Below are 21512 nucleotides of genomic sequence, written 5' to 3' on the forward strand. Positions count from 1 at the left end.
GCCAGCAGCAGCGCCACCTCCGGCGGCGCGTCGGGTGCGTCGCGCCACGGCGCCAGCAGCGCCAGCGCCTGGCCGGCCGGGCGCGGGTCGCCGGCGGCGCGGGCCGCCCCGATCAGCTCGCGCGCCGCCCGGGCCGCCTGCGCCGGGTCGGGCACCGGCGCGGACGCCGCATTGCGCGGCAGCAGGCGCGGCGGCAGGCGCTCGATCACCTCCGCGTCGCTGCCCGGCGCCAGGGGCATGGCAGGGACGGCGGTCGCCACCACCGCACCGGCCAGCGCCAGCAGCAGCGCATTCAACCGTCGCCGCGGCTCGTGGGCGCCGTTGCAGGCGAGCGGGACGGGCACGGGCGCTCCCGGGGCTTCGGCGCGGCCGCGGAACGAATGCGGTGCAGGTGGAAGCATGCGGTTTCCCCAGGGGTGTCAGGACATCCCGCTGGTACGCAGCACTCGGCGCCAATGGATGCAGCCGCAACGCTGAAGCCCTGCCTCGGGCATGGGATAGTGGCGCCGGGTGCCGCTCGCGGCGTCCCGCCCGGTGAACCCTGGCGCCGGGCCGGGGTCCAAGGACGGCACGCAGGCCTTGTCAGTTGTCCCGGTGGCCCCATCTGCGTCGGCCGCCCAGAATGCTTCGAACGCTTTTTTTCGCGGCGTCCCCGGCCGCGCCCGCCATGCTCAACTCCCCCGACGTACCGATGTCCCCAGACGCTTTCCCGCCCGCGCACGACGGCGGCGCCGCCCCGAGCGGGCGGCGCATCCTGATCGTGGACGACAACGCCGACAGCGCCGACAGCCTGGCGATGCTGCTGCAGCTCAACGGCCATGAGGCGCACACCGCCTATGACGGGCTGCAGGCCGTGGAGCTGGCGGCGCAGCTGCGGCCCGAGGTGCTGCTGCTGGACCTGGGCCTGCCGGGCCTGGACGGCTGCGAGGCCTGCCGCCGCATCCGCCAGCAGCCCTGGGCGGCGCAGTCGCTGCTGGTGGCCGTCACCGGCTGGGGCCAGGCCGCCGACCGCCAGCGCTCGGCCGATGCCGGGTTCGATGCCCACCTGGTCAAGCCGGTGGACGTGGTGGCGCTGGAGAAGCTGGTCGCGGACTTCCCGGGACACGCCCGCCCGGCCTGAGCGCGGCGCCGCGCTTCGCGCCGCTTCAGCCCGCTATTGCGCCGCGAAGCAGTAGAGCAGCCCCGCGCCGCCGGTGGCCTTGAGCGCGTCCTGGCTGCAGCCGCGGCTCGGGTGCGAGGCGTTCCAGGACCTGGCCTCGGCGCTGTCGTTGAGGCCGATGCGGTCGTGGTGGCCGACCATGGCCGCACCCTCGCCGCTGTGGGTCCAGTTGCGGCAGGTCATGTCGTTGCCGCTGGCGGGGAAGGCGGTGCCGTCGGCCTGCGTGCCGGTGAGCACGTCGTGCAGGTTGGGCGTGTCGCCGCGGCCGTTGACCACGTCGCCCTTCTCGGTGAGCGCGGTCTGCTTGTTGAGGTTGTTGTTCGCACTGTGCAGCTGCGCCACGTTCTCGGCGATGACCACGCCCTTGGCGTTGCGCCACGGGCCGGGGCCGATGCGGTCGCGCGCGTTGACGGCCGGCTGCCCCGGCGCGGCGCTGGTGCTGAGGTAGGCGCGCCAGTTGCGGTTGCCGGCCTTCACGTCCTCGGCCAGCGCCTGGCAGTGGCGGTCGGCGCCGGCCAGGCCGCCCAGGTCGGCGCCGCGGCCCAGCCCGGTGCTGGTGACGAAGAAGGTCATCGGCGAGCCGGCACTGCCGCCGCCGCCGGGCCGCGGCGACTGGGCACAGGCGGACAGCAGGGCGGCGCCCAGCAGCACGGGGAACAGGACACGCATGAGGCACTCCTTCTTCGGCGTTGAGGGACCAGCGATGCTGGCGCAGCCGCGGGCGCACCGCCATGGGCGGCGCCCGGGGTTTGCCGGCCGTATACGCTGCAGGCCCGCGCGCGCTTCGCGCCCGCATCCCTGAATTCCACCGCTCCCGCCGACTGCCATGAGCTCCGTCCGCCCGGCGGCCCGCCGCAAGACGCCCGCCGACCCGGCCGCCGAAGCCTGGTTCGCGGCCCAGGGCTGGACGCCGTTCCCGTTCCAGCGCGAGGTCTGGGCGGCGATGGCCGCGGGCGAGAGCGGCCTGCTGCACGCCACCACCGGCTCCGGCAAGACCTACGCGGTGTGGCTGGGCGCGCTGGCGCGGCGCACGGCGGCCCAGGGGCTGCAGGTGCTGTGGATCACGCCGATGCGCGCGCTGGCCGCCGACACGGCGCGCGCGCTGGCGCGGCCGCTGCCCGGGGTGGCGCCGGGCTTCGCGCTGGCGCAGCGCACGGGCGACACCACGAGCGCCGAGCGCCAGCGCCAGGAGCGGCAGCGCCCGCAGGCGCTGGTGACCACGCCGGAGTCGCTGAGCCTGCTGCTCACGCGCGCCGACGCCCGCGCCGAGCTGGGCGCCGTGCACACCGTGGTGGTGGACGAGTGGCACGAGCTCATCGGCAGCAAGCGCGGCGTGCAGGTGCAGCTGGCGCTGGCGCGGCTGCGAAGGTGGAACCCGGGGCTGGTCACCTGGGGCCTGAGCGCGACGCTGGGCAACCTGGAGGAGGCCCTGGAAACCCTCGCCGGCCCCGGCGGCGGGCGGCTGGTGCAAGGGCGCATCGCCAAGAAGCTGACCGTGGACACGCTGCTGCCGCCCGGGCCGGCGCGCTTTTCCTGGCCCGGGCAGCTGGGCGTGCAGATGCTGCCCGCGGTGGTGCGCGAGATCGACGCCGCCGCCACCTCGCTGGTCTTCACCAACGTGCGCGCGCAAAGCGAGGTCTGGTACCAGCGCCTGCTGGAGGCGCGCCCGGACTGGGCCGGGCTGATCGCGCTGCACCACGGCTCGCTGGACCGCTCGTTGCGCGAGTGGGTGGAGCAGGGCCTCAAGGACGGGCGGCTCAAGGCGGTGGTGGCGACGTCCTCGCTGGACCTGGGCGTGGATTTCCTGCCCGTGGAGCGCGTGCTGCAGATCGGCAGCCCCAAGGGCGTGGCGCGGCTGCTGCAGCGCGCCGGGCGCTCCGGCCACGCGCCGGGCCGGGCCAGCCGCGCCACGCTGGTGCCCACGCAGCTGTTCGAGCTGCTGGAGGCCGCGGCCCTGCGCCGCGCGGCCGAGGCCGGCGCGGTCGAGCCGCGGCGCAGCCCGGCAAAGCCCATGGACGTGCTGGTGCAGCACCTGGTGACCTGCGCACTGGGCGGCGGCTTCGAGGCCGAGGCGCTGCCCGGCGGCGGCTGGGGCGCGCCGGCCATGTTCGAGGAGGTGCGCGGCGCGCCGGCCTACGCCGCGCTCACGCGCGCGGAGTTCGACTGGGCGCTGGCCTTCGCGGGGCAGGGCGGCGCCAGTCTCGCGGCCTATCCCGAGTACCACCGGCTGCAGGTGGTGGACGGCCGGTTCCGCGTCACCAACCGCGCCATCGCGCACCGGCACCGGCTGCAGGTCGGCACCATCGTCTCCGAGACCACGATGCGGCTGCAGATGGTGAGCGGCAGCGCGCTGGGCACGGTGGACGAGAGTTTCATTGCGCGCCTGGCGCCGGGGGACTGCTTCTGGTTCGGTGGGCGTTTGTTGGAATTCGTGCGCGTGCGCGAACTCACGGCCTACGTCACGCGGGCGAGCAAGAAGAGCGGGCGTATCCCGGTCTGGTCCGGGAACCGCATGGCACTGTCCGACGAGTTGTCCGGGGCGCTGCGGGCATTGCTGCACGAGGCGGCGCAAGGGAAATTCGGGGAGCCGGAACTGCGCGCGGCGCGGCCGATGCTGGAACTGCAGGCCCGCCTGTCGCGCCTGCCCGGGCCGGATGAATTACTGGTGGAGCGCCACAAGTCGCGCGAAGGGCACCATCTCTGGATTTATCCCTTTGCCGGCGGCCCGGTGCACCTGGGCTTGGCGGGATTGCTGGCGTGGCGGCTGGCGCAAGTGAAGTCCAATACCTTTTCACTGGCGGTGAACGACCACGGGCTGGAATTGCTGTCGGCCTTGCCGGTGGATATGGCCCCGCTGCTGGACGGCTCGGTGTTCCGCAGCGAGCGGCTGGAAGCCGATCTGCTGGCCAGCCTGGACGCGCGCCAGCTGGCGCAGCGGCGCTTCCGGGAAATTGCGCGCGTGGCCGGGCTGGTGTTCGGCGGCTATCCCGGCGCGGCGAAAAGTGCGCGGCAATTGCAGGCGTCGAGCGGGCTGTTCTTCGACGTGTTCCGGCAATACGACCCGGACAATCTGCTTTTGGCGCAGGCCCGGAACGAGGCGCTGGCGCAGGAACTGGAAATCGGGCGGCTGGAGCGGACGCTGCAAAGATTGTCGGCGCAGCGGGCCGTATTGGTGGATTTGGATCAACCCGGGCCGTTTGCCGTGCCGCTGATGGTGGAGCGCTGGCGCGAGCAATTGAGCACGGAAAAGCTGGGAGAAAGGCTGGCGCGGATCGTGGGGGATGCCGTGGAACCGTGAGGTTTATTCCGGTTCTGTTCCAGTGGGTAAAGTATTCCGTCCGTCCCAAGGTATTGAAGGCCGAATCCGACAGGCTCGAATGCCCGCACCACGGTGCGGGCCGTCCACCCTTCGATACCTCAGGGCGAACGGAAAAGGGTTGTCCGGCGGATGAGTACGCCCGTATCAGGGCGAACGGTTTTAATTTCAAGAACAAAGGAAGCGGGAGTCAGCGCACCATCCCCTGCACCCGCTCCAACTTCACCACGAGGTCGCTGTACATCGAATTCACGGCCGCGCCCAGGGCGGTGCCAATGTTGTTGGCAACAGCCAGGGAAATGGCGAGCGCTATGACATAGCTTTTCATGGCAAGTCCACACGGCGCGGCGGCGGTTCGGGTTGGTGGTGATGCCCCCGTTTATGCGGCTTGGTCAGGGTTTGTGCCAGGGTCTATTGTCTGGATTTTGTGTCAGGCGTGGATTGCTGCACGAAAAACAAAAACGGCGCCCGCAGGCGCCGTTCAAATGGAAATGTCACCGGACTGGCGAAGGCCGATATCCGAAAATGCGTCGGGGTGGTATGCCCCGTGATGCTGTCGAGAATGCCGGCGTCAGAAGGAAACGCCATTCGACACGCGCCGGATATTCGTCTTCGCAGGCCCGGTGAACCGTCGTGTGGCGGTCGAGAATATGGAAACCTGGCCCTGGAGGGAGCTTGGACTATTTCTCGGCCGGAGAGGGAAGGGTCGCCTTGTCAGCTGTCATCGTTTGAAAGCCTCCTTTCCAACGGTCTATTTCCTGCTGCTCGGCGGCGGTGGGTGTGTGTCGCCGCCGTGGGTGTATTTATGCGCCTTGGCGCGCCGGTTTGGGAGGGGGGGCCGGCACGGCATGGAGCGGGGCGTGAAGCAGTTCACGCAACGGCTGCGCCGCGGCCACCAGGCCGGCGGCTTCGAGCGCCGGCGCGGGCATCGGGCGGGCGAAGTGGTAGCCCTGCAGCTGGTCGCAGCCCAGGGCCAGCAGCACGTGCCGCTGCTCGGCCGTCTCCACGCCCTCGGCCACCACCACCAGCCCCAGCGCGTGGGCCAAGCGCACCACGGCATCGACCACGGCGCGGGCGTCGGGGTCGGTGGCCAGGTCGCGCACGAAGCCGCGGTCGATCTTGAGCTCCTGCACCTGGAGTTGGCGCAGGCTGGCCAGGCTGGAGTAGCCGGTGCCGAAGTCGTCGATGGACAGCTTCACGCCCAGCGCGCGCAGCTCGGCCAGCACGCGCTGCGCCGTCCCGCCGTGCTCCATGGCCACCGATTCCGTCACCTCGCACACCAGCAGCGCGGCCGGCACGCCGTGGCGCCGTAGCGTGCGCTCCACGCGCTCGGCCATGTCGGGCTGGCGCAGCTGGTGGCCCGAGAAGTTCACGGCCACCGGCACGGCGCAGCCGCGCGCGGCCCAGGCGGCGATCTGGGCGCAGGCGGCGTCGAGCACCCAGTCGCCCAGCGGCACGATCAGGCCGCAGCGCTCGGCCACCGGGATGAACTCGGCCGGGCTGATGGGGCCGCGCACCGGGTGCGTCCAGCGCAGCAGCGCCTCCACGCCCGCCAGGGCCGCGCTGCCGGCGTCCACCTTGGGCTGGAAGTGCAGCTGCAGCTGCGGCGTGCCCAGGGCGGCGCGCAGCGCGTGCTGCAGCTCCGCCACGTCGAACAGGCCCGGGTGCCGGGCCGCCTCGAACACCGCCCAGCCCCCGCCGCCGCCGGCCTTGGCACTGCGCATGGCGGTCTCGGCGCAGGCAAACAGCCGCGCCGCGTCGCCGTGGCCCGGCGCCATGGCGATGCCCACGGAGCAGGAGATGGTGAGCCGGCGCTGCGGCAGCGTGAAGGGCTGCGCCACGGCGTGCAGCACGCGCCGCGCCACGGCCACGGCCTCGTCGAGCGAGGACAGCTCCTCCAGCAGCAGCACGAACTCGTCGCTGCCCACGCGCGCCACGGTGTCCACGTCGCGCGCCAGCGCGGCCAGGCGTGCGGCGATCTGGCGCAGCAGCTCGTCGCCGCTGGCGTGGCCCCAGCCGTCGTTGACGGGCTTGAAGCCGTCCACGTCCACGCACAGCACGGCCACACCCCAGGCGCCGGGCACCGGAGCGGCCTGGTGGCGCTGCGCGCGCGCCATGGCCAGCGCCAGGCGGTTCTCGAACAGCGCCAGGTTGGCCACGCCGGTGAGCGGATCCTGCAGCGCCTGGCGGCGGCGCTCGGCATCGGCCCGTTCCAGCTGCGCATTGGCCTGCTGCAGCGACTGCGCCAGGCCGCGCGCGCGGGCCTGGATGCGCTCCTCCAGCGCCGAGGCCAGCATGCCCATGACCAGCAGCACCGCCGTGGCCACGGCCACCAGCGCGCCCAGGCTGCTGCCGTCCAGGCCGTTGGCGCTCAGGCACAGCGCCTCCAGCGGGAAGCCCGCCGCCGCCATGGCCGTGTAGTGCACGCCGGCCAGGCCCAGGCCGATCACCAGCGCCGCCGCGCCCTGGCCCGCCCCGATCCAGGGCCGCTGCAGCTGCTGCACCGCGAAGCACAGCACCAGCCCGGCCGCGCACACCGCGCAGGCCAGCAGCCCCGCGGCGGCCACCAGGGCGACGTTCCAGTGGACGCCCGGCTCCAGCTGCAGCGCCGCCATGCCCGTGAAATGCATGGCGCACACCCCCGCGCCCAGCGCCGGCCCGCCGCCCAGGGCGATGCCCCAGGTCAGGCGCGGGCGCAGCACCAGGTGCAGCGCCCACGACGCCGTGCTCACCGCCACCAGCCACGACAGCAGCGTGCGCCCGGGCTCGTAGCCCACCGCCATGGGCAGGCGCAGCGCCAGCATCCCCTCGAAATGCATCGCCCACACGCCCGTGCCCAGCACCAGGCCGCCGGCCAGTCCCCAGAAGGCCGCGGCGGTGCGGTCCGCACCGCGGCCGCGGCGCACGAGGTCCAGCGTGACGTAGACGGAGAAGCAGGCGATCAGCACCGACAGCGCCACGATGGGCAGGTCGTAGCGCTGGGGGGCCAGCAGGAAGTCAGGGGACATGCGGGAAGGAGGCGGGCTGAAGCGGGCAGGCAGTACGCTGACTCGCTAGATACGGCACCGTGCCACAGGGCTTGAGCCGCGCCCCGACGCGGGTGTGGCGCGGGCGGGACAAATGTCACGCTAGGGAAGGCCGCCGGTGCAAAAGCGCAAGCCCCGGTTTAAGGTAGGGACTTGTCACCGGATTTTGGCGCCAGCGCCGATGGCGCCGCCGTTTCCCATGGCTGCCATCGCCTCCCGCCGCCCACCCTCGACCGCGTCCCTGGTGCTCATGCTCGGACTGGGGCTGAGCGCGGGCGCGGCCTGGTACGTGCACGACGCGGCGCGCACCCGGGTGCAGCAGGAGTTCGAGTCGCGCGCGCGCATCGTGGGCGACCTGGTGGGGCGGCGCATCGAGGGCTGGGTCGAGGTGCTGCATGGCGTGCAGGGGCTGTTCGCGGCCTCGGACACGGTCACGCGCGACGAGTTCGCCCGCCATGCCCGGCAACTGGCGCTGCCGCAGCGCCACCCGGGCTTCCTGGCGCTGCAGTTCGTGCGCTGGGTGCCGGGGCCGGAGAAGGAAGCCTTCGAGGCCATGGTGCGCGCCGACACCAGCGTGCGGCCGCAGGGCTACCCGGACTTCACCGTGCACCCGCCGGGCGAGCGCCTGGACTACCACGTGATCGACTACATCGAGCCCATGGCGGGCAACGAGTCCTCGTTCGGACTGGACGTGGCCACGATGCCGCAGCGGCGCCTGGCGCTGGAGCGCGCGCGCGACAGCGGCCGCATCACCACCACGAGCTGGCCGCGCCTGCAGCGCACCCAGCGCGCGCAGCCGGGCTTCGTGCTGCGCGCGCCGGTGTACCGGCCGCTGGCGCCGCTGGAGACGGTGTCGCAGCGCCGCGAGGCCTTCCTGGGCGCGGTGACGGTGGTGATGAGCGTGGGCCAGTTCCTGGAGGCCACCGTGGGCGCGGAGCTGCTGCAGCAGCTCGACCTGCGCCTGTACGACCTGGGCTGGGAGGAAGTGGCGGCCGCGGCGCCGGTGCCCGGGCAGCTGCTGCACGACAGCGTGCCGGGCCGCGCGTCGGAGGCCGCCGCGGAGCCGGGCCTGGTGTACTCGCTGCGGCTGCCCGTGGGCGACCGCGTCTGGCTGCTGCAGTTGCACCGCGCCGGCAGCGGCGTGCCGGACCTGGCGGCATGGCTGGTGCTGCTGGGCGGCGCGCTGGCGAGCGTGCTGCTGTGGCGGCTGTTGGGGCTGCAGCAGCGCGTGCGCGAGGAACTGGCCGAGCGCGTGGCGGCGCGCACCGCCGAGCTGGCCGAGGCCAATGCCGCGCTCAAGGCCAGCGAGCAGCGGCTGGAGCTGGCGCTGGACGGCGCCGACCTGGGACTGTGGGACTGGGACGTCGCCAGCGGCACCCTGGCCTGGAACACGCGCTGGCTGGCCATGCGCGGCTGTGCCGCGTCGGACCTGCTGCCCAGCGTGGCGACCTGGAAGGGGCTGATCCACCCGCAGGACCGCGCGGCGATGCAGGCCGCGCTGGACGCGCACCTGGAAGGCCGCAGCCCTGCCTACGTGGCCGAGTACCGCGTAGGCTCTGGCACCGGCCCCTGGCGCTGGGTGCTCGATGCCGGGCGCGTGGTCGAGCGCGACGCGCAGGGCCGGCCGCTGCGCATGGCCGGCACCAACCTCGACATCAGCGAGCGCAAGCATGCCGAGGAGGACCGCGCCGCGCGCGAGGCGGCCGAGCGCGCCAGCCGCGCCAAGAGCGAGTTCCTGGCGCGCACCAGCCACGAGCTGCGCACGCCGCTCAACGCCATCCTGGGCTTCGCGCAGATGATGCGGCTCGACGCGCGCGAGCCGCTGGCAGCGCCGCAGCGCCAGCGGCTGCAGCGCATCCAGGACGCCGGCGAGCACCTGCTGGCCATGATCAACGAGATGCTCGACCTCACCGGCATCGAGTCCGGCAGCCTGCGCCTGGCGCTGGGCCCGGTGGCGCTGGCGCCGCTGGCGCAGGCCTGCCTGCAGGCGCTGGAGCCGCAGGCACGCGCCGCCGGGGTGCGCATGGAAGTGGCGCTCGGCGCCGAGGCGGGCGCGGCGGTGCAGGCCGACGCGACGCGGCTGCGCGAGGTGCTGCTCAACCTGCTGAGCAATGCCGTCAAGTACAACCGCCGCGACGGCTGGGTGCGGCTGACGGCGCGTGACGCCGGGCCGGGGCGCCTGGCCATCGCCGTCGAGGACTGCGGCGTGGGGCTGAGCGACGCGCAGCTGGCGCAGCTCTTCCAACCCTTCAACCGGCTGGGCGCGGAGCGCAGCGGCATCGAGGGCTCCGGGCTGGGCCTGGTCATCGCGCAGCGGCTGGCGCAGCTCATGCAGGGCAGCCTGCGCGCGCGCCGGCGCGAGCAGGGCGGCAGCGTGTTCGTGCTGGAGCTGCCGCGCGCCGCGGACGCGGACGCGCCGGCGTCCGGGAGCGCTGCCCTGGAATCGGCGGCCGGGCCCGCGCCGGGCGGGACGCCGCCGGCCCCGGCCGCCCGCGCCGGAGCGGGCGCCCAGGCCGCGCAGTCCACGCAGGGGTCGGGCGAGGGGCTGCGCACGTGGCAGGTGCCCGGATGGAGCCCGGTTGCGGCCGCGGCGCCGCCGCCCGCGGCGGACGTGGCAGCGGCGCCGCGGCCACGCGACGCTGCCGCGCTGGTGCTCTACATCGAGGACGAGCCGGTCAACGCGCTGCTGATGCAGCACGTGCTGGGGCTGCGGCCGCAGTGCACGCTGCGGCTGGCCGAGGACGGGGCCACGGGGCTGGTGCTGGCCCGGCGCGAGCGCCCGGCGCTGGTGCTCATCGACCTGAACCTGCCCGACATGAGCGGCTACGAGGTGCTGGCGCGGCTGCGCGCCGACCCGGCCACGCGTGGCCTGCGCTGCGTGGCGCTGACGGCTGACGCCATGCCCGAGAACGTCGAGCGCGCGCGTGCCGCCGGCTTCGACGCGTTCTGGAGCAAGCCCATCGAGGTGCAGAGCTTCCTGGGCGGGCTCGACGAGCAGCTGGGGCTGGCGCGGGAGACGCCGGCGGCCGTGCCGTGAAGCCGCGTGGCCGCCGTCCGCGCCGGCCCTGGGCGGTGCTGCTGGCCGCGGCGCTGCTGCTGGGGGCCGCCGGCAGCGCGCCGGCCCGTGCGCCGGCCGAGTTGCACGGCCGCGTCACCCGCGTGGCCGACGGCGACACGCTGTGGCTGGCACCGCGCGGCGGCGGCCGGCCGCTGAAGCTGCGGCTGCAGGGGCTCGATGCACCGGAGTTGTGCCAAGCCTGGGGACCGCAGGCGCGCGCCGCGCTGCAGGCCCTCGTGCGCGGGCGCGAGCTGCGCGCGCGTGTGATCACCCGCGACGACTACGGGCGGCTGCTGGTGCGGCTGCACGACGCCCAGGGCCAGGACCTGGGCGAGCGCCTGGTGCGCGAGGGCGCGGCCTGGAACGACGGCTGGCGCCGCCGTCCCGGCCCCTATGCGGCGCAGGAGCGCGCCGCGCGCGCGCTCGGCCTGGGGCTGCACGCGGACCGCGCCGCGCTGCATCCGCGCGAGTTCCGGCGCCGGCACGGCCCCTGCGCCGCGCGCTGACGTCAAGCCCCCGGGCTGCGCCACTCCACAAACCCGGATGTTCGCCGACCGACGGGTCGGGCATGCTTCTCGCTCGGACTCCGGATCAGGACGCGCGCCGCGAGGGGTGGAGGGCAGCGCCGCCCGGGAGAGTCCGGAAGAAGTAGTCAATGACCGAGTTGCTGAATCTGCTGGCCGCCATCGCCCTGCTGGTGTGGGGCACGTTCATCGTGCGCACCGGGGTGCTGCGCATGTTCGGAGAGAACCTGCGGCACGTGCTGGCGCGCGGCATGGGCTCGCGGCCCTCGGCGCTGCTGGCGGGCATGGGCGTGACGATGCTGCTGCAGTCGGGCACGGCCACCTGCATGCTCATGGCCTCCTTCGTCGCGCGGCAGCTGGTGCCGACCTCGGCGGCGCTGGCGGTGATGCTGGGCGCCGACGTGGGCTCCAGCCTGATGGCGGTGGTCTTCTCCTTCGACCTGTCGTGGCTGTCGCCGCTGCTGATCTTCGTCGGCGTGGTGATGTTCATCTCGCGCGAGAAGAGCCCCGTCGGGCGCTTCGGGCGCGTGCTCATCGGGCTGGGCCTGATCACGCTGGCGCTGCACCTGATCATGGAGAGCACGCACCCGCTGGTGGCCTCGCCGGTGGTGCGCACGCTGCTGACCTCGCTGCCGCAGAAGGTGGTGCCGCAGCTGCTCGTGGGCGCGGTGCTGGCGGTGATGTCGTACTCCAGCCTGGCCATCGTGCTGCTCACGGCCGCGCTGGCGGCGCAGGGGCTGATCGCGCCCACGGTGGCGCTGGGGCTGGTGCTGGGGGCCAACCTGGGCAGCGGCGTGCTGGGCGTGCTGTCCACGCTGCGCGGCTCGGTGGCCACGCGGCGGCTGCCGGTGGGCAACCTGCTGTTCAAGGTCGCGGGCTGCGTGGTGGCGATGCCGCTGCTGCCGCAGATCCACCTCATGCTGGAGCACTCCGCGCCCTCGGTGGCGCGCCAGGTGGTGCTGTTCCACCTGGGCTTCAACGCGGCGCTGGCGCTGCTGCTGGTGGGCGCCACGACGCTGCTGGCCAGCTGGCTGGAGCGCTGGCTCACCGAGCCGCCGGCGCCGCTGGCGCCGGCGCGCCCGCAGCACCTGGACCCGATGGCGCTGGAGACGCCGTCGCTGGCCATCAGCTGCGCCGCGCGCGAGGCGTTGCACCAGGCCGACATCGTCGAGACCATGCTGCGCGGCATCGAGCCCGTGCTGCGCCACGACGACCTGGCGCTGGCGCAGCAGCTGCGCAAGATGGACGACACGGTGGACGCGCTCTACTCGGCCATCAAGTTCTACCTGACGCAGATCTCGCGCGAGGCGCTGTCCGAGCGCGAGGGCCGGCGCTGGACCGACATCGTCTCCTTCACCATCAACATGGAGCAGATCGGCGACATCATCGAGCGCGTGCTCCAGGACATCGAGGACAAGAAGATCCGCAAGAAGCGCCGCCTCTCCGACGCCGGCCTGGCCGAGATCGTGCACCTGCACCAGCGGCTGCTGCAGAACCTGCGCCTCGGGATGAGCGTGTTCCTCGACGGCAACGTGCACGACGCGCAGAAGCTGCTGGAGGAGAAGGCGCGCTTCCGCACCCTGGAGCACGAGTACGCGGCCAGCCACATCGTGCGGCTGCAGGCCAACACGCCCCACAGCATCGAGACCAGCAGCCTGCACCTGGACCTCATCAGCGACCTGAAGCGCATCAACTCGCACATCTGCTCCATCGCCTACCCGATCCTGGAGTCCGCCGGCGCGCTGGCCAGCACGCGGCTGCGCAGCGGCGCCGTCACCGGCACCAGCACCAGCAGCGGCGCCGCCACGGCCACGACCACGCCGCTGCAGCAGGTCAAGGACGTTTGAGGGCAGGGCGCGGGTTGCGCCCTCAACCCGCTCGCAGCGGGGTGGGCGGTGCGGGCTTCAGCGCACCGCGCGCCGCACCAGCGTGCTCTTGCCAAAGAGGCTCTGCACCATGTCCACGGCGATCTCGGCGGTGCGGTTGCGCACGTCCAGCGCCGGGTTGAGCTCCATCACGTCGAGCGAGGCCAGGCGCCCGGTGTCGGCGATCATCTCCATGCACAGCTGCGCCTCGCGGTAGGTCGGGCCGCCCATGACGGTGGTGCCCACGCCCGGCGCGAAGGACGGGTCGAGGAAGTCCACGTCGAAGCTCACGTGCAGGTGGGTGTGCGCGTCCAGCGTGGCCAGCGCCAGCTCCATGGTGTGGCGCATGCCCATCTCGTCGATGTAGCGCATGTCGAACACCTCCAGCCCGGCGTCGTGCAGCAGCTGCTTCTCGCCGGCATCGACGCTGCGGATGCCGATCTGCTTGACCCACTTGGGGCTGACCGCCGGCACGTGGCCGCCGATCTCCACCAGGGGCTGCGGGCCGTAGCCGCACAGGCAGGCCACGGGCATGCCGTGGATGTTCCCGCTGGGCGTGATCTGGTCGGTGTTGAAGTCGGCGTGCGCGTCCAGCCACAGCACGCGCAGCTTCTTGCCGGCCTCGCGGCAGTGGCGCGCCACGGCGCTGATGGAGCCCAGGCCCAGGCAGTGGTCGCCGCCCAGCAGGATGGGAAAGCGCCCGCCCTGCAGCTCCGCGTACACCGCCTCGTGCACGGCGCGGTTCCAGGCCAGCACCTCGTCGAAGTGGCGGTAGCCCTCGACCGGCGGCAGCCAGGGGTTGGCCGGGCCGCCGAGGTTGCCGCGGTCGAGCACGTCCACGCCCAGCTCGCCCAGCATCGGGCCGATGCGCGCCACGCGCAGCGCCTCCGGGCCCATGCTGGCGCCACGGGCGCCGGCGCCCACGTCGGTGGGCGCGCCGATGAGGCTGACGTTGCGGTTCATGCGCGGCTCCTCCGGGCAGAAGTGGGGTCGGGATGGCGGAACGTTGCGGGGCAGGAGCCGTGCCGGGGGTTCAGACGTCGTCGGCGTACTCGCCGGTCTGCGTCACCGGCGCGTCGAAGCCGTAGATCTCGGTGAGCCGCTCCCAGGCCTCCTCGGCGGTCTCGACGAAGTGGAACAGGTTGACATCGCCGGGGCTGATCATCCCGGTCTCCACCAGCCAGTCGAAGTTCAGGAGCCTGGTCCAGAACTCGCGCCCGAACAGCAGCACCGGGCGCGGGCGCGACTTGCCGGTCTGGATCAGCGTGAGCACCTCGAACAGCTCGTCGAGCGTGCCGAAACCCCCGGGGAAGCACACCAGCGCGATGCTGCGCATCAGGAAGTGCATCTTGCGCAGCGCGAAGTAGTGGAACTGGAAGCACAGCTCCGGCGTGATGTAGGGGTTGGGCGCCTGCTCGTGCGGCAGCACGATGTTCAGGCCGACGCTCTTGCCGTCCACCTCGAAGGCGCCGCGGTTGCCGGCCTCCATCACGCCGGGGCCGCCGCCGGTGACGACGTAGATCGGCGTGTCGTGCGAGCGCGAGCGCGTGGTCACCAGCGCCGCGAAGCGCCGCGCCTCGTCGTAGAAGCGGCTCATCAGCATGGCCATCTCGGCGCGCTTGAGCGCCACGGGCTCGCCCAGGCCGCGCGCGGCCTCCAGCCGCAGCTGCGCCTCCTCCGGCGGCAGCACGCGCGCGCTGCCGAAGATGACGATGGTGGACTCGATGCCCTGCTCGCGCTGCACCAGCTCGGGCTTGAGCAGCTCCAGCTGCATGCGCACCGGGCGCAGCTCCTCACGCAGCAGGAAGGCAGGGTCGGTGAAGGCCAGCCGGTACGCGCTCTCGGGGCCGGCGTAGCGCGACGCTTCTTGTACGGACAGCGCTTCTTCCTCGGCGGTGGGGAAGTTGCGGGCGGTCAGGTCGGGGCGCTTTTCCATGGATACGGCGTTGTCCTTGGGAGAAAAGGGAAAGGGCGGCGGGCGCGCAGCCGGTGTCAGCGCGCGGCCGGGGCCCGGTGCCCGGCGCACACGGGACAGTGGGCGGCGCGGCCGATGCGGATCTCGGTCCACTCCATGCTGCGCGCGTCGAGCATCTGCAGCCGCCCGGCCAGCGAGGCGCCCACGCCGGCAAGCAGCTTCAGGGCCTCGGCCGCCTGCATGCTGCCGATGATGCCCACCAGCGGCGCGAACACGCCCATGGTGGCGCAGCGCACTTCCTCCACGCCGGATTCGGGCGGGAACACGCAGGCGTAGCAGGGGGCCTCGGGGTCGCGGCTGTCGTAGACGGCGATCTGGCCGTCGAAGCCGATGGCCGCGCCCGACACGAGCGGGCGGCCGTGGCGCACGCAGGCGGCGTTGACGGCGTGGCGCGTCTTGAAGTTGTCGCTGCAGTCGAGCACCACGTCGGCCTCGGCCACCAGCGCGTCCAGGCGCTGCGCGTCGGCCTTCTCCTGCAGCGTGATGACGCGCGCCTCCGGGTTCATGGCATGGATGCTGGCCGCGGCGGAGAGCACCTTGGGCCGGCCCACGTGCGCCATGTCGTGGGCGATCTGGCGCTGCAGGTTGGTCACGTCCACGGTGTCGTGGTCCACCAGCGTGATCTGGCCCAGCCCCGCGGTGCCCAGGTACAGCGCCACGGGCGAGCCGAGTCCGCCGGCGCCGATGACCAGGGCGCGGCCGTCGAGCAGCTTCTGCTGGCCTTCGACGCCGAGTTCGTTGAGCAGGATGTGGCGCGAGTAGCGCAGCAGCTGGTCGTCGTTCATCGCGTCAGCATAGCCGCCCCGAAAGGCACGAAGCCCGCGCGCGGCGGGCTTCGTCGGGCAGGGTGGCCCCGGCGGCGTGGCGCCGGGACCCGCGCGGGCTTCAGTTGGTCTCGCTCTCGGGCTTGCGCTCGCTCATCGTCTTGCTGACCATGACCGGCTTGTTCTTGAGCCGGTTGAGCGCCTGCCCCAGCTGGAAGTCCTCGGCGCTGCCGAACTCGGGCAGCGGCTTGGGCGGCTCCGCGCGCTTGGCCAGCTGCTCCTCGAGCTTCTGGCGCGCTTCCTCGCGGGCCTTCTCGCGCGCCGCGTCGCGCTTTTCCTCGCCCTGCACCAGGTGCTTGTCGAGGTCGGCCTCGCGCATGCGCAGCGCGGCGAAGACGTTGCCCTCGGCGGTCTCGTCGAGCCACACGTCGGGCACGATGCCCTTGGCCTGGATCGAGCGCCCGTTGGGCGTGTAGTAGCGCGCGGTGGTGAGCTTGAGCGCGGTGTCCTGCGTGAGCGGGCGCACCGTCTGCACCGAGCCCTTGCCGAAGGTCTGCGCGCCCATGATCACGGCGCGCTTGTGGTCCTGCAGCGCGCCGGCCACGATCTCGCTGGCCGAGGCCGAGCCCTCGTTGACCAGCACCACCATCGGGACCTTCTTGAGGGCGTCGGGCAGCCGCTTGAGCGGGTCGGGGCCGCCGCGGCGCTGGTAGAACTCCGGCGTGGCCTTGAAGGTCGCCTTGGAGTCGGGCAGCTGGCCGTTGGTGGAGACAACCACCACGTCGGCGGGCAGGAAGGCCGCGGAGATCGCCACCGCGCCTTCGAGCAGCCCGCCCGGGTCGTTGCGCAGGTCCAGCACCAGGCCCTTGAGGTTGGGCTCCTGCTTGTAGATGTCCTCGACCTTGCGCACGAAGTCCTCGACCGTGCGGTCCTGGAACTGGCTCACGCGCAGCCACGCGTAGCCGGGCTCCACCACCTTGGCACGCACGCTCTGCACGCGGATCTCCTCGCGCGTGATCGTCACCGGGAAGGTGCGGCTCTCGGTCTTGCGGAACACGGTGAGCTGCACCTTGGTGCTGGGCTCGCCGCGCATGCGCTTGACGGCCTGGTCCATGGTCAGGCCCTTGACGGCGGTGTCGTCGATCTTCGTGATCAGGTCGCCGGCCTTGAGCCCGGCGCGGAAGGCCGGCGAGCCCTCGATGGGCGACACCACCTTGACCAGCCCGTCCTCCATGCCGATCTCGATGCCCACGCCCACGAAGCGGCCGCTGGTGCCTTCGCGGAATTCCTTGAAGCTTTTCTTGTCGAAATACTGGCTGTGCGGGTCGAGCCCGGCGACCATGCCGGCGATGGCATCGGTGAGCAGCTTCTTCTCGTCCACCTGCTCGACGTAGTCGCTCTTGACGATGCCGAACACGGCCGCGAGCTGCTGCAGCTCCTCCAGCGGCAGCGGCGAGGTGGCACTGCGCGCCACCGCCTGCAGCTGCATCGTGGTGAGCGCGCCCGCCACGGCGCCAATGGCCACAAGGCCGGCAACTTTCAATTTGGCACCCATGTGAAAAGCTTTCCAGCAAGATGAAGCAAGAGCCGGGGCAGTATACGTTTGGCCCCCTGCGGACCACGGGCCACAGGGCCATAAGTTGGCGTGCGGCGCGGACTTTTTCAACCTGATTTCACGCCGCGCTGGCGCCAGGGCAGGCCTGGCGCGACGGCCCGGCCGATCGCTGGATCGGCCCCGGGAAAGCTCAGCACACCCGGCGCAGGAGCGGCGCCGCGGCCTCGAACGGCGCTGCCGCGGTGCCAGCCATGCAGACCCGGTTCTTGCCGCCGCGCTTGGCCGCGTAGGCCGCGGCGTCGGCGGCGTCCAGCAGCGCCTGCGCACTGTGGCCGTCGCGCGGGAACAGCGCCACGCCGATGGACGCCCCCAGCCGCGCCGGCGCGCCGCCGGGCAGCGTCAGCGGCGCCGACAGCGCCTGCAGCAGCCGCTGCGCCGCAGCGCGCGCGCCGTCCTCGTCCTGCGCTGCCGCCAGCGCGATCACGAACTCGTCGCCGCCCGGGCGCGTGACGAGGTCGGCCTCGCCCAGCACGCCGTGCATGCGCGCGGCCAGCTCGCGCAGCGCCGCGTCGCCGGCGGCGTGGCCGTGGCGGTCGTTGACGCCCTTGAAGCCGTCCAGGTCCAGCGCCAGCAGCGCCAGCGGCTCGCCGCGGCGCTGCGCCTCGTGCAAGCGCTGCGCCAGATGCAGGTCGAGCGCGCGGCGGTTGTAAGCGCCGGTGAGCGGATCGCGCAGCGACGCCTCCTCCAGTGCCGCTTCCGTGCGCAGCCCGGCCTGCACCAGCTCGCGCGTGCGCCGCTGCAGCAGTGCCGCGCCGGCCAGCGCCAGCAGCAGCGTCGCGCCCAGCATGGCCTGCAGGTGCAGCGCCTGCAGGCGCCGCGTCTCGTCGTGCCAGCGCAGCGTGGCGAGCTCGGCTTCCTCGGCCTGCAGCAGCAGCCGGCGCATCTCGGCGATGGCCGGCAGCGGCAGTGGTGCCGTGGCCGGACCGCCGTCCAGGGCCTGGCGCAGCAGCGGCTGCAGGGTCGTCTCCCAGTCGGCCAGCCGGGCAAAGAGGGCCTGCTGCGCCGGCGTGTCGACGTGCGCGCGCAGCGCCGCGGTGCTCGGGCAGGGCGGCTCGCAGCGCAGGCGCTGCAGCAGCAGCCCGGGAGAGTCCGTGGTCTGGTAGACGCGCAGCGCGTCCTCCACGTCGAGCAGCCGCCCGCGCAGCCGGTTGATGTCGCCCACCAGCGCCTGTGTTTCGCCGTGTGCCTGCATCGCCTGCGTCAGCCGCGTGCCCTGGACGACCGCCAGCAGCGTCAGCACCAGGAACAGCGCGACGAAGCCGGTCAGCCCCAGCCGCTGCAGCCGCTCGAAGCGGCGGAACACGCTGGGCCGCGCCACGGCCTCGCCTGGAGCGGCGCTCGCAAGCGGGAGAGCAGGAGGAGGTTCCATGGCCCCGCTTTCGGCCCGCAGCTTGGGTGGTGAAGTAAGCGGTTGTTGCGGCCGGTTGCACCGGGTTTGCAACGGCGCCGGCGAGGCGGGCAGACAAAGGGAGAAAGCTGGTCGCCGACAGGGATTGAATCCAGCGCCTAAGTTGTTGATGAGTAAGGGGATGGCTGGCGCTGGCGTGCGGTCTGTTCCCCGATTTGTTCCCCTACTTTTGAAGCGGTACCCCCTCGCCGGGCCTGTGGCGGCCGGCCCACACCGCAGCCAGGAAACCCGTCTGCGCACCGCTGCACAGATCACTCACCGGCAGCCACAGCAACAGCAAAGGCCAGCGGAAGCACTGAAATTGGTATCCACCCCAACAGCTTGTGCAAGCCTTGCCACGTCTGCGGCCACACAACCCAATTTGTCACCATAGGTCCGCCGACCCAAGCAAGGGCGGTCAGCAAGTCCAGGCTCTGCCACATGCCCGTTGATAGCCACACATACCCCTGATAAATCCAGATCAAGACCGTGACCAGCACAAGCACGACAACAGCCGTTTCAGTGTCATTGGTTCGGCTCATCGCGGCGGCTTCCAAAAGCTGCCCCCAAGTACGAAGGCGGCTGCCCACCAAGGGAGAGCAGCGAACGCCACTGCGGCAGCAGGACCCGCGGCCACTGCTGCGATTAGCGCAAGCAGGATTCCGTGAGCCTCTGCCACGTTGCTGAAGGCTCCGCCACAGGCTAGTAGCCCCATAAGTACGCCCACCAAGGCGCCCCACCACCACAGCACCAGCGCAAGTCGTTTCAGCATTCGTCCTCCCCAATTTCGGCGACATGAATTACTCATGCGCCGCGTCACCGTCCTGTGCGGTCTTCGTGCTTCGCGCAAGACCGATTTCCATGCATCTGCCTGACGCAGACATGACTTTGTAAGCGAGCGTACGGCTCAGACTCAGGCGCCGTTGTGGGCGTCACACCCTTGCCTGAACCTTGCTGGCGCAATGCGTTCTGCTCGCGCACGCGCGCGATGCGTTCCGAAATGCGGGCGCTGGCTACTTCGTCACAGTCGGCGCATCAGCTCGCGCGCCTCACGCACGTGCTCATTGACCAAGCGCACCAACTCGCGCAGCTCCGCACGGTGTCCGCCCTTGAAAGCGTTGCGCGATGCCGTGGCCTTGCCTTCGAGCGTGGTCGGTCCGGTGGACTTCTCCCATGGGCGCCATGCGCGGATTGCCTCGGCCTGTTTCGCCCGGCGCTCGGGTGTCCAGCCGTTCGCCTTGTCAGCCTTCACCGGGGCACCTCCTGCGGCTCGCCGCGGCTTGCAGCGCCCGCCATGTCCACCACGGGGCCACCACCAGGCGCAGGGGCGGGCAATAGTCCGTTTGTCACGCCGGCTGGTTCTTTCGTGCGCGCAGGCGAGGGGGCCGGGCTGGCGCCGTTGTTCACCTGCTGCGGCCCGTGCGCCACGTTGGTCTGACGCACGAAGGCCACGGCGCGCGGGTTCTTCACCTCGGCCAGCGTCTCCAGCGTCGCGCGGCACTGCGCCTGCGCCTTGAGCGCCATGCGCATGTACGTCTCGGTGGCGTCGAGGTATTCGCCCATGTTCAAGCCGGCCCGCCGCGCCATCTCGCAGAACAGCGCGTTGAGCGTGGCGGCCTGAGACATCAGCATGTCCTCGACCGGCTTGAGGTCGCCACCGTGCACGGTGTCGGCCCGGGTTCGCAGCGCCTTCAGGCTCTCGGTTAGGCCCAGCTCGCCCGTGATCGGCTTGGAGAAGCTCGCCAGGATTGCCGCGTTCGCCACCATCCCATCGGCGGCCAGGTCGGCGCGCAGCTGCTCCATGGGCTTCTTGCCGTCGTCCTCGACGCGCAGCGTGTTGCGCTTGTCGGCGTCCGTCGCCGGTGCCGGGGCGGGCGTGGCGGCCTTCTTGGTCCGGGTCTTGGTCGTCATGCGCAGCCTCCTTGCAGCCAGGTGTCGTCCTCGGGGAAGTCGGCTTGCGCCAGCGTGCGCTGCGGCCAGGTCGGCGGCGGCCCGTCCCTGCGCTGCTGCTGGTGTTGCTCACCAGCGGCGGCCACGGCCTCGCGCTTGCGCTTCAGGTGGTAGGTCGTGAGCACCTGCGCGGCCACTAGGTCGAGCGCCGGGCGCGCGTTGCCCTCCTTGTCGGTCCATGCCTTCGGCGTCAGCGTGCCGGCCAGGCTTACCGCGTCACCGTCGCCCAGCGCCAGCAGCGCGGCCTGTGCCGACTCACTGAAGGCCAGCACGTTGATGAACACGCCTTCGCCGTCGCCGGCCGCGGCGCGTACCTTTGCCGTCACGAAGCCTCGACCGCTCTTGCCGGTGCGCTGCTCGGGCCGGCCGTACACCTTCCCTGCAATCAGTCCCTCGATCACGTCCGCTCTCCTTCCACGATGCCCCGCGCAGGCCAGGAATCGGCCCATGGCGCGCCTTCCGTTGCGTGCCCATGCATCGGCCCTGCCTCGGGCCGCCGCGCCTTCCTGAAGCCCGCGCACCGCTGCGGCAGCTCATGCCAGCCCGCGGCCAGCTCGAAGCCCACCAGCCCAGCCGCCATGTGATTGCGGCAGCGCCCGGGGCGCCAGTGCCCGCAGTCCACGCACAGCACCAGGCCGGCCCCGTCATCGCCGGTCAGCACCGCGCCGCGGTCGGTCGGCGTCCCCGGCTGTCCACGCCAAGCCACCGGCCCAGCCCGCCAGGCGCTGCAGCTCGCGCCGCCATCGGCCACCGTGTCGCAGAACACCACCGGGCCAGCGGCCACCGGATCGCCGCACACGCCGGCCCGGGTCCGGTGCGCACAGGTGGCGCAGCTCGCCGGGGTGGGGACAGCGGGCGCCTGATCGTTAGCGG

At 72.2% G+C, this 21512-nt stretch carries 17 protein-coding genes and 1 pseudogene; 5 read left to right on the forward strand and 13 right to left on the reverse strand.

Translation table 11 applies throughout. The annotated features are described in order from the left end of the window. Positions 1–344, reverse strand: a pseudogene (locus tag FJ694_RS28380) (hypothetical protein); the annotation flags it as partial. Between the two features lie 347 nt (positions 345–691). On the opposite strand from FJ694_RS28380, the gene FJ694_RS28385 reads away from it, so the two are divergent. Next, on the forward strand, positions 692–1120 hold the full coding sequence (locus FJ694_RS28385) for a response regulator (RefSeq protein ID WP_198321043.1): 429 nt from the start codon (positions 692–694) through the stop codon (positions 1118–1120). A 33-nt stretch (positions 1121–1153) separates the two neighbouring features. Here the strand turns inward: FJ694_RS28385 and FJ694_RS28390 are convergent, their stop codons facing one another. Continuing rightward, entirely contained in the window at positions 1154–1828 is a 675-nt protein-coding gene (locus FJ694_RS28390; RefSeq protein ID WP_157270907.1) for a lectin, read from the reverse strand. A gap of 157 nt (positions 1829–1985) precedes the next feature. On the opposite strand from FJ694_RS28390, the gene FJ694_RS28395 reads away from it, so the two are divergent. Further along, positions 1986–4457: a ligase-associated DNA damage response DEXH box helicase gene (locus FJ694_RS28395; RefSeq protein ID WP_157270908.1), complete on the forward strand. Its 2472-nt coding sequence runs from the start codon at positions 1986–1988 to the stop codon at positions 4455–4457. 208 nt (positions 4458–4665) lie between these two features. Here FJ694_RS28395 and FJ694_RS28400 read toward each other — a convergent pair whose 3' ends face one another. Both FJ694_RS28400 and FJ694_RS28405 read right to left on the reverse strand, forming a co-directional pair. Further along, entirely contained in the window at positions 4666–4803 is a 138-nt protein-coding gene (locus FJ694_RS28400; protein WP_157270909.1) for a hypothetical protein, read from the reverse strand. 475 nt (positions 4804–5278) lie between these two features. Further along, on the reverse strand, positions 5279–7483 hold the full coding sequence (locus FJ694_RS28405; protein WP_157270910.1) for a putative bifunctional diguanylate cyclase/phosphodiesterase: 2205 nt from the start codon (positions 7481–7483) through the stop codon (positions 5279–5281). Positions 7484–7700: 217 nt separating this feature from the next. On the opposite strand from FJ694_RS28405, the gene FJ694_RS28410 reads away from it, so the two are divergent. The 3 genes from FJ694_RS28410 (at position 7701) to FJ694_RS28420 (ending at position 12930) form a co-directional block, all read left to right on the forward strand. Beyond that, positions 7701–10538 (forward strand): CHASE domain-containing protein, encoded by a 2838-nt coding sequence (locus FJ694_RS28410; protein ID WP_198321044.1) that lies wholly within the window; start codon positions 7701–7703, stop codon positions 10536–10538. Then, positions 10535–11065 (forward strand): thermonuclease family protein, encoded by a 531-nt coding sequence (locus FJ694_RS28415; protein WP_232540263.1) that lies wholly within the window; start codon positions 10535–10537, stop codon positions 11063–11065. The genes FJ694_RS28410 and FJ694_RS28415 overlap by 4 nt, the downstream gene beginning before the upstream one ends. A gap of 149 nt (positions 11066–11214) precedes the next feature. Further along, a complete protein-coding gene (locus FJ694_RS28420; RefSeq protein ID WP_157270912.1) occupies positions 11215–12930 on the forward strand; it encodes a Na/Pi cotransporter family protein in 1716 nt (571 codons plus the stop codon). Between the two features lie 57 nt (positions 12931–12987). On the opposite strand, the gene rocF is transcribed toward FJ694_RS28420, so the two are convergent. The 9 genes from rocF to FJ694_RS28465 all read right to left on the reverse strand — a co-directional run bounded on the left by rocF (position 12988) and on the right by FJ694_RS28465 (position 21040). Continuing rightward, a complete protein-coding gene (gene rocF, locus FJ694_RS28425) occupies positions 12988–13911 on the reverse strand; it encodes an arginase (RefSeq protein WP_157270913.1) in 924 nt (307 codons plus the stop codon). Between the two features lie 70 nt (positions 13912–13981). Then, positions 13982–14884 carry an LOG family protein gene (locus FJ694_RS28430; protein WP_157270914.1) on the reverse strand — a complete coding sequence of 301 codons (903 nt, stop codon included), beginning with the start codon at positions 14882–14884 and terminating at the stop codon, positions 13982–13984. A 56-nt stretch (positions 14885–14940) separates the two neighbouring features. Continuing rightward, positions 14941–15708, reverse strand: a complete 768-nt coding sequence (locus FJ694_RS28435) for a HesA/MoeB/ThiF family protein (RefSeq protein ID WP_157270915.1) — start codon at positions 15706–15708, stop codon at positions 14941–14943. Between the two features lie 100 nt (positions 15709–15808). Further along, complete coding sequence (locus FJ694_RS28440; RefSeq protein WP_157270916.1) at positions 15809–17242, reverse strand: S41 family peptidase; 1434 nt, start codon at positions 17240–17242, stop codon at positions 15809–15811. A 190-nt stretch (positions 17243–17432) separates the two neighbouring features. Next, positions 17433–18671: a GGDEF domain-containing protein gene (locus FJ694_RS28445; RefSeq protein ID WP_157270917.1), complete on the reverse strand. Its 1239-nt coding sequence runs from the start codon at positions 18669–18671 to the stop codon at positions 17433–17435. A gap of 290 nt (positions 18672–18961) precedes the next feature. Then, on the reverse strand, positions 18962–19231 hold the full coding sequence (locus tag FJ694_RS28450; RefSeq protein ID WP_157270918.1) for a hypothetical protein: 270 nt from the start codon (positions 19229–19231) through the stop codon (positions 18962–18964). Between the two features lie 479 nt (positions 19232–19710). After that, positions 19711–19941: a hypothetical protein gene (locus FJ694_RS28455; RefSeq protein ID WP_157270919.1), complete on the reverse strand. Its 231-nt coding sequence runs from the start codon at positions 19939–19941 to the stop codon at positions 19711–19713. Further along, complete coding sequence (locus tag FJ694_RS28460; RefSeq protein WP_157270920.1) at positions 19938–20600, reverse strand: hypothetical protein; 663 nt, start codon at positions 20598–20600, stop codon at positions 19938–19940. The genes FJ694_RS28455 and FJ694_RS28460 overlap by 4 nt, the downstream gene beginning before the upstream one ends. Next, entirely contained in the window at positions 20597–21040 is a 444-nt protein-coding gene (locus FJ694_RS28465) for a single-stranded DNA-binding protein (RefSeq protein WP_157270921.1), read from the reverse strand. The genes FJ694_RS28460 and FJ694_RS28465 overlap by 4 nt, the downstream gene beginning before the upstream one ends. Positions 21041–21512 lie beyond the last annotated feature (472 nt).

This window comes from Azohydromonas aeria, from assembly GCF_009760915.1.
GTDB lineage: Bacteria > Pseudomonadota > Gammaproteobacteria > Burkholderiales > Burkholderiaceae_C > Azohydromonas > Azohydromonas aeria.

Coding starts and splice junctions, on each gene's coding strand:
- FJ694_RS28385 (WP_198321043.1), top strand. CDS start 692: ATGTCCCCAGACGCTTTCCCGCCCGCGCACGACGGCGGCGCCGCCCCG.
- FJ694_RS28390 (WP_157270907.1), bottom strand. CDS start 1,828: ATGCGTGTCCTGTTCCCCGTGCTGCTGGGCGCCGCCCTGCTGTCCGCC.
- FJ694_RS28395 (WP_157270908.1), top strand. CDS start 1,986: ATGAGCTCCGTCCGCCCGGCGGCCCGCCGCAAGACGCCCGCCGACCCG.
- FJ694_RS28400 (WP_157270909.1), bottom strand. CDS start 4,803: ATGAAAAGCTATGTCATAGCGCTCGCCATTTCCCTGGCTGTTGCCAAC.
- FJ694_RS28405 (WP_157270910.1), bottom strand. CDS start 7,483: ATGTCCCCTGACTTCCTGCTGGCCCCCCAGCGCTACGACCTGCCCATC.
- FJ694_RS28410 (WP_198321044.1), top strand. CDS start 7,701: ATGGCTGCCATCGCCTCCCGCCGCCCACCCTCGACCGCGTCCCTGGTG.
- FJ694_RS28420 (WP_157270912.1), top strand. CDS start 11,215: ATGACCGAGTTGCTGAATCTGCTGGCCGCCATCGCCCTGCTGGTGTGG.
- rocF (WP_157270913.1), bottom strand. CDS start 13,911: ATGAACCGCAACGTCAGCCTCATCGGCGCGCCCACCGACGTGGGCGCC.
- FJ694_RS28430 (WP_157270914.1), bottom strand. CDS start 14,884: ATGGAAAAGCGCCCCGACCTGACCGCCCGCAACTTCCCCACCGCCGAG.
- FJ694_RS28435 (WP_157270915.1), bottom strand. CDS start 15,708: ATGAACGACGACCAGCTGCTGCGCTACTCGCGCCACATCCTGCTCAAC.
- FJ694_RS28440 (WP_157270916.1), bottom strand. CDS start 17,242: ATGGGTGCCAAATTGAAAGTTGCCGGCCTTGTGGCCATTGGCGCCGTG.
- FJ694_RS28445 (WP_157270917.1), bottom strand. CDS start 18,671: ATGGAACCTCCTCCTGCTCTCCCGCTTGCGAGCGCCGCTCCAGGCGAG.
- FJ694_RS28450 (WP_157270918.1), bottom strand. CDS start 19,231: ATGAGCCGAACCAATGACACTGAAACGGCTGTTGTCGTGCTTGTGCTG.
- FJ694_RS28460 (WP_157270920.1), bottom strand. CDS start 20,600: ATGACGACCAAGACCCGGACCAAGAAGGCCGCCACGCCCGCCCCGGCA.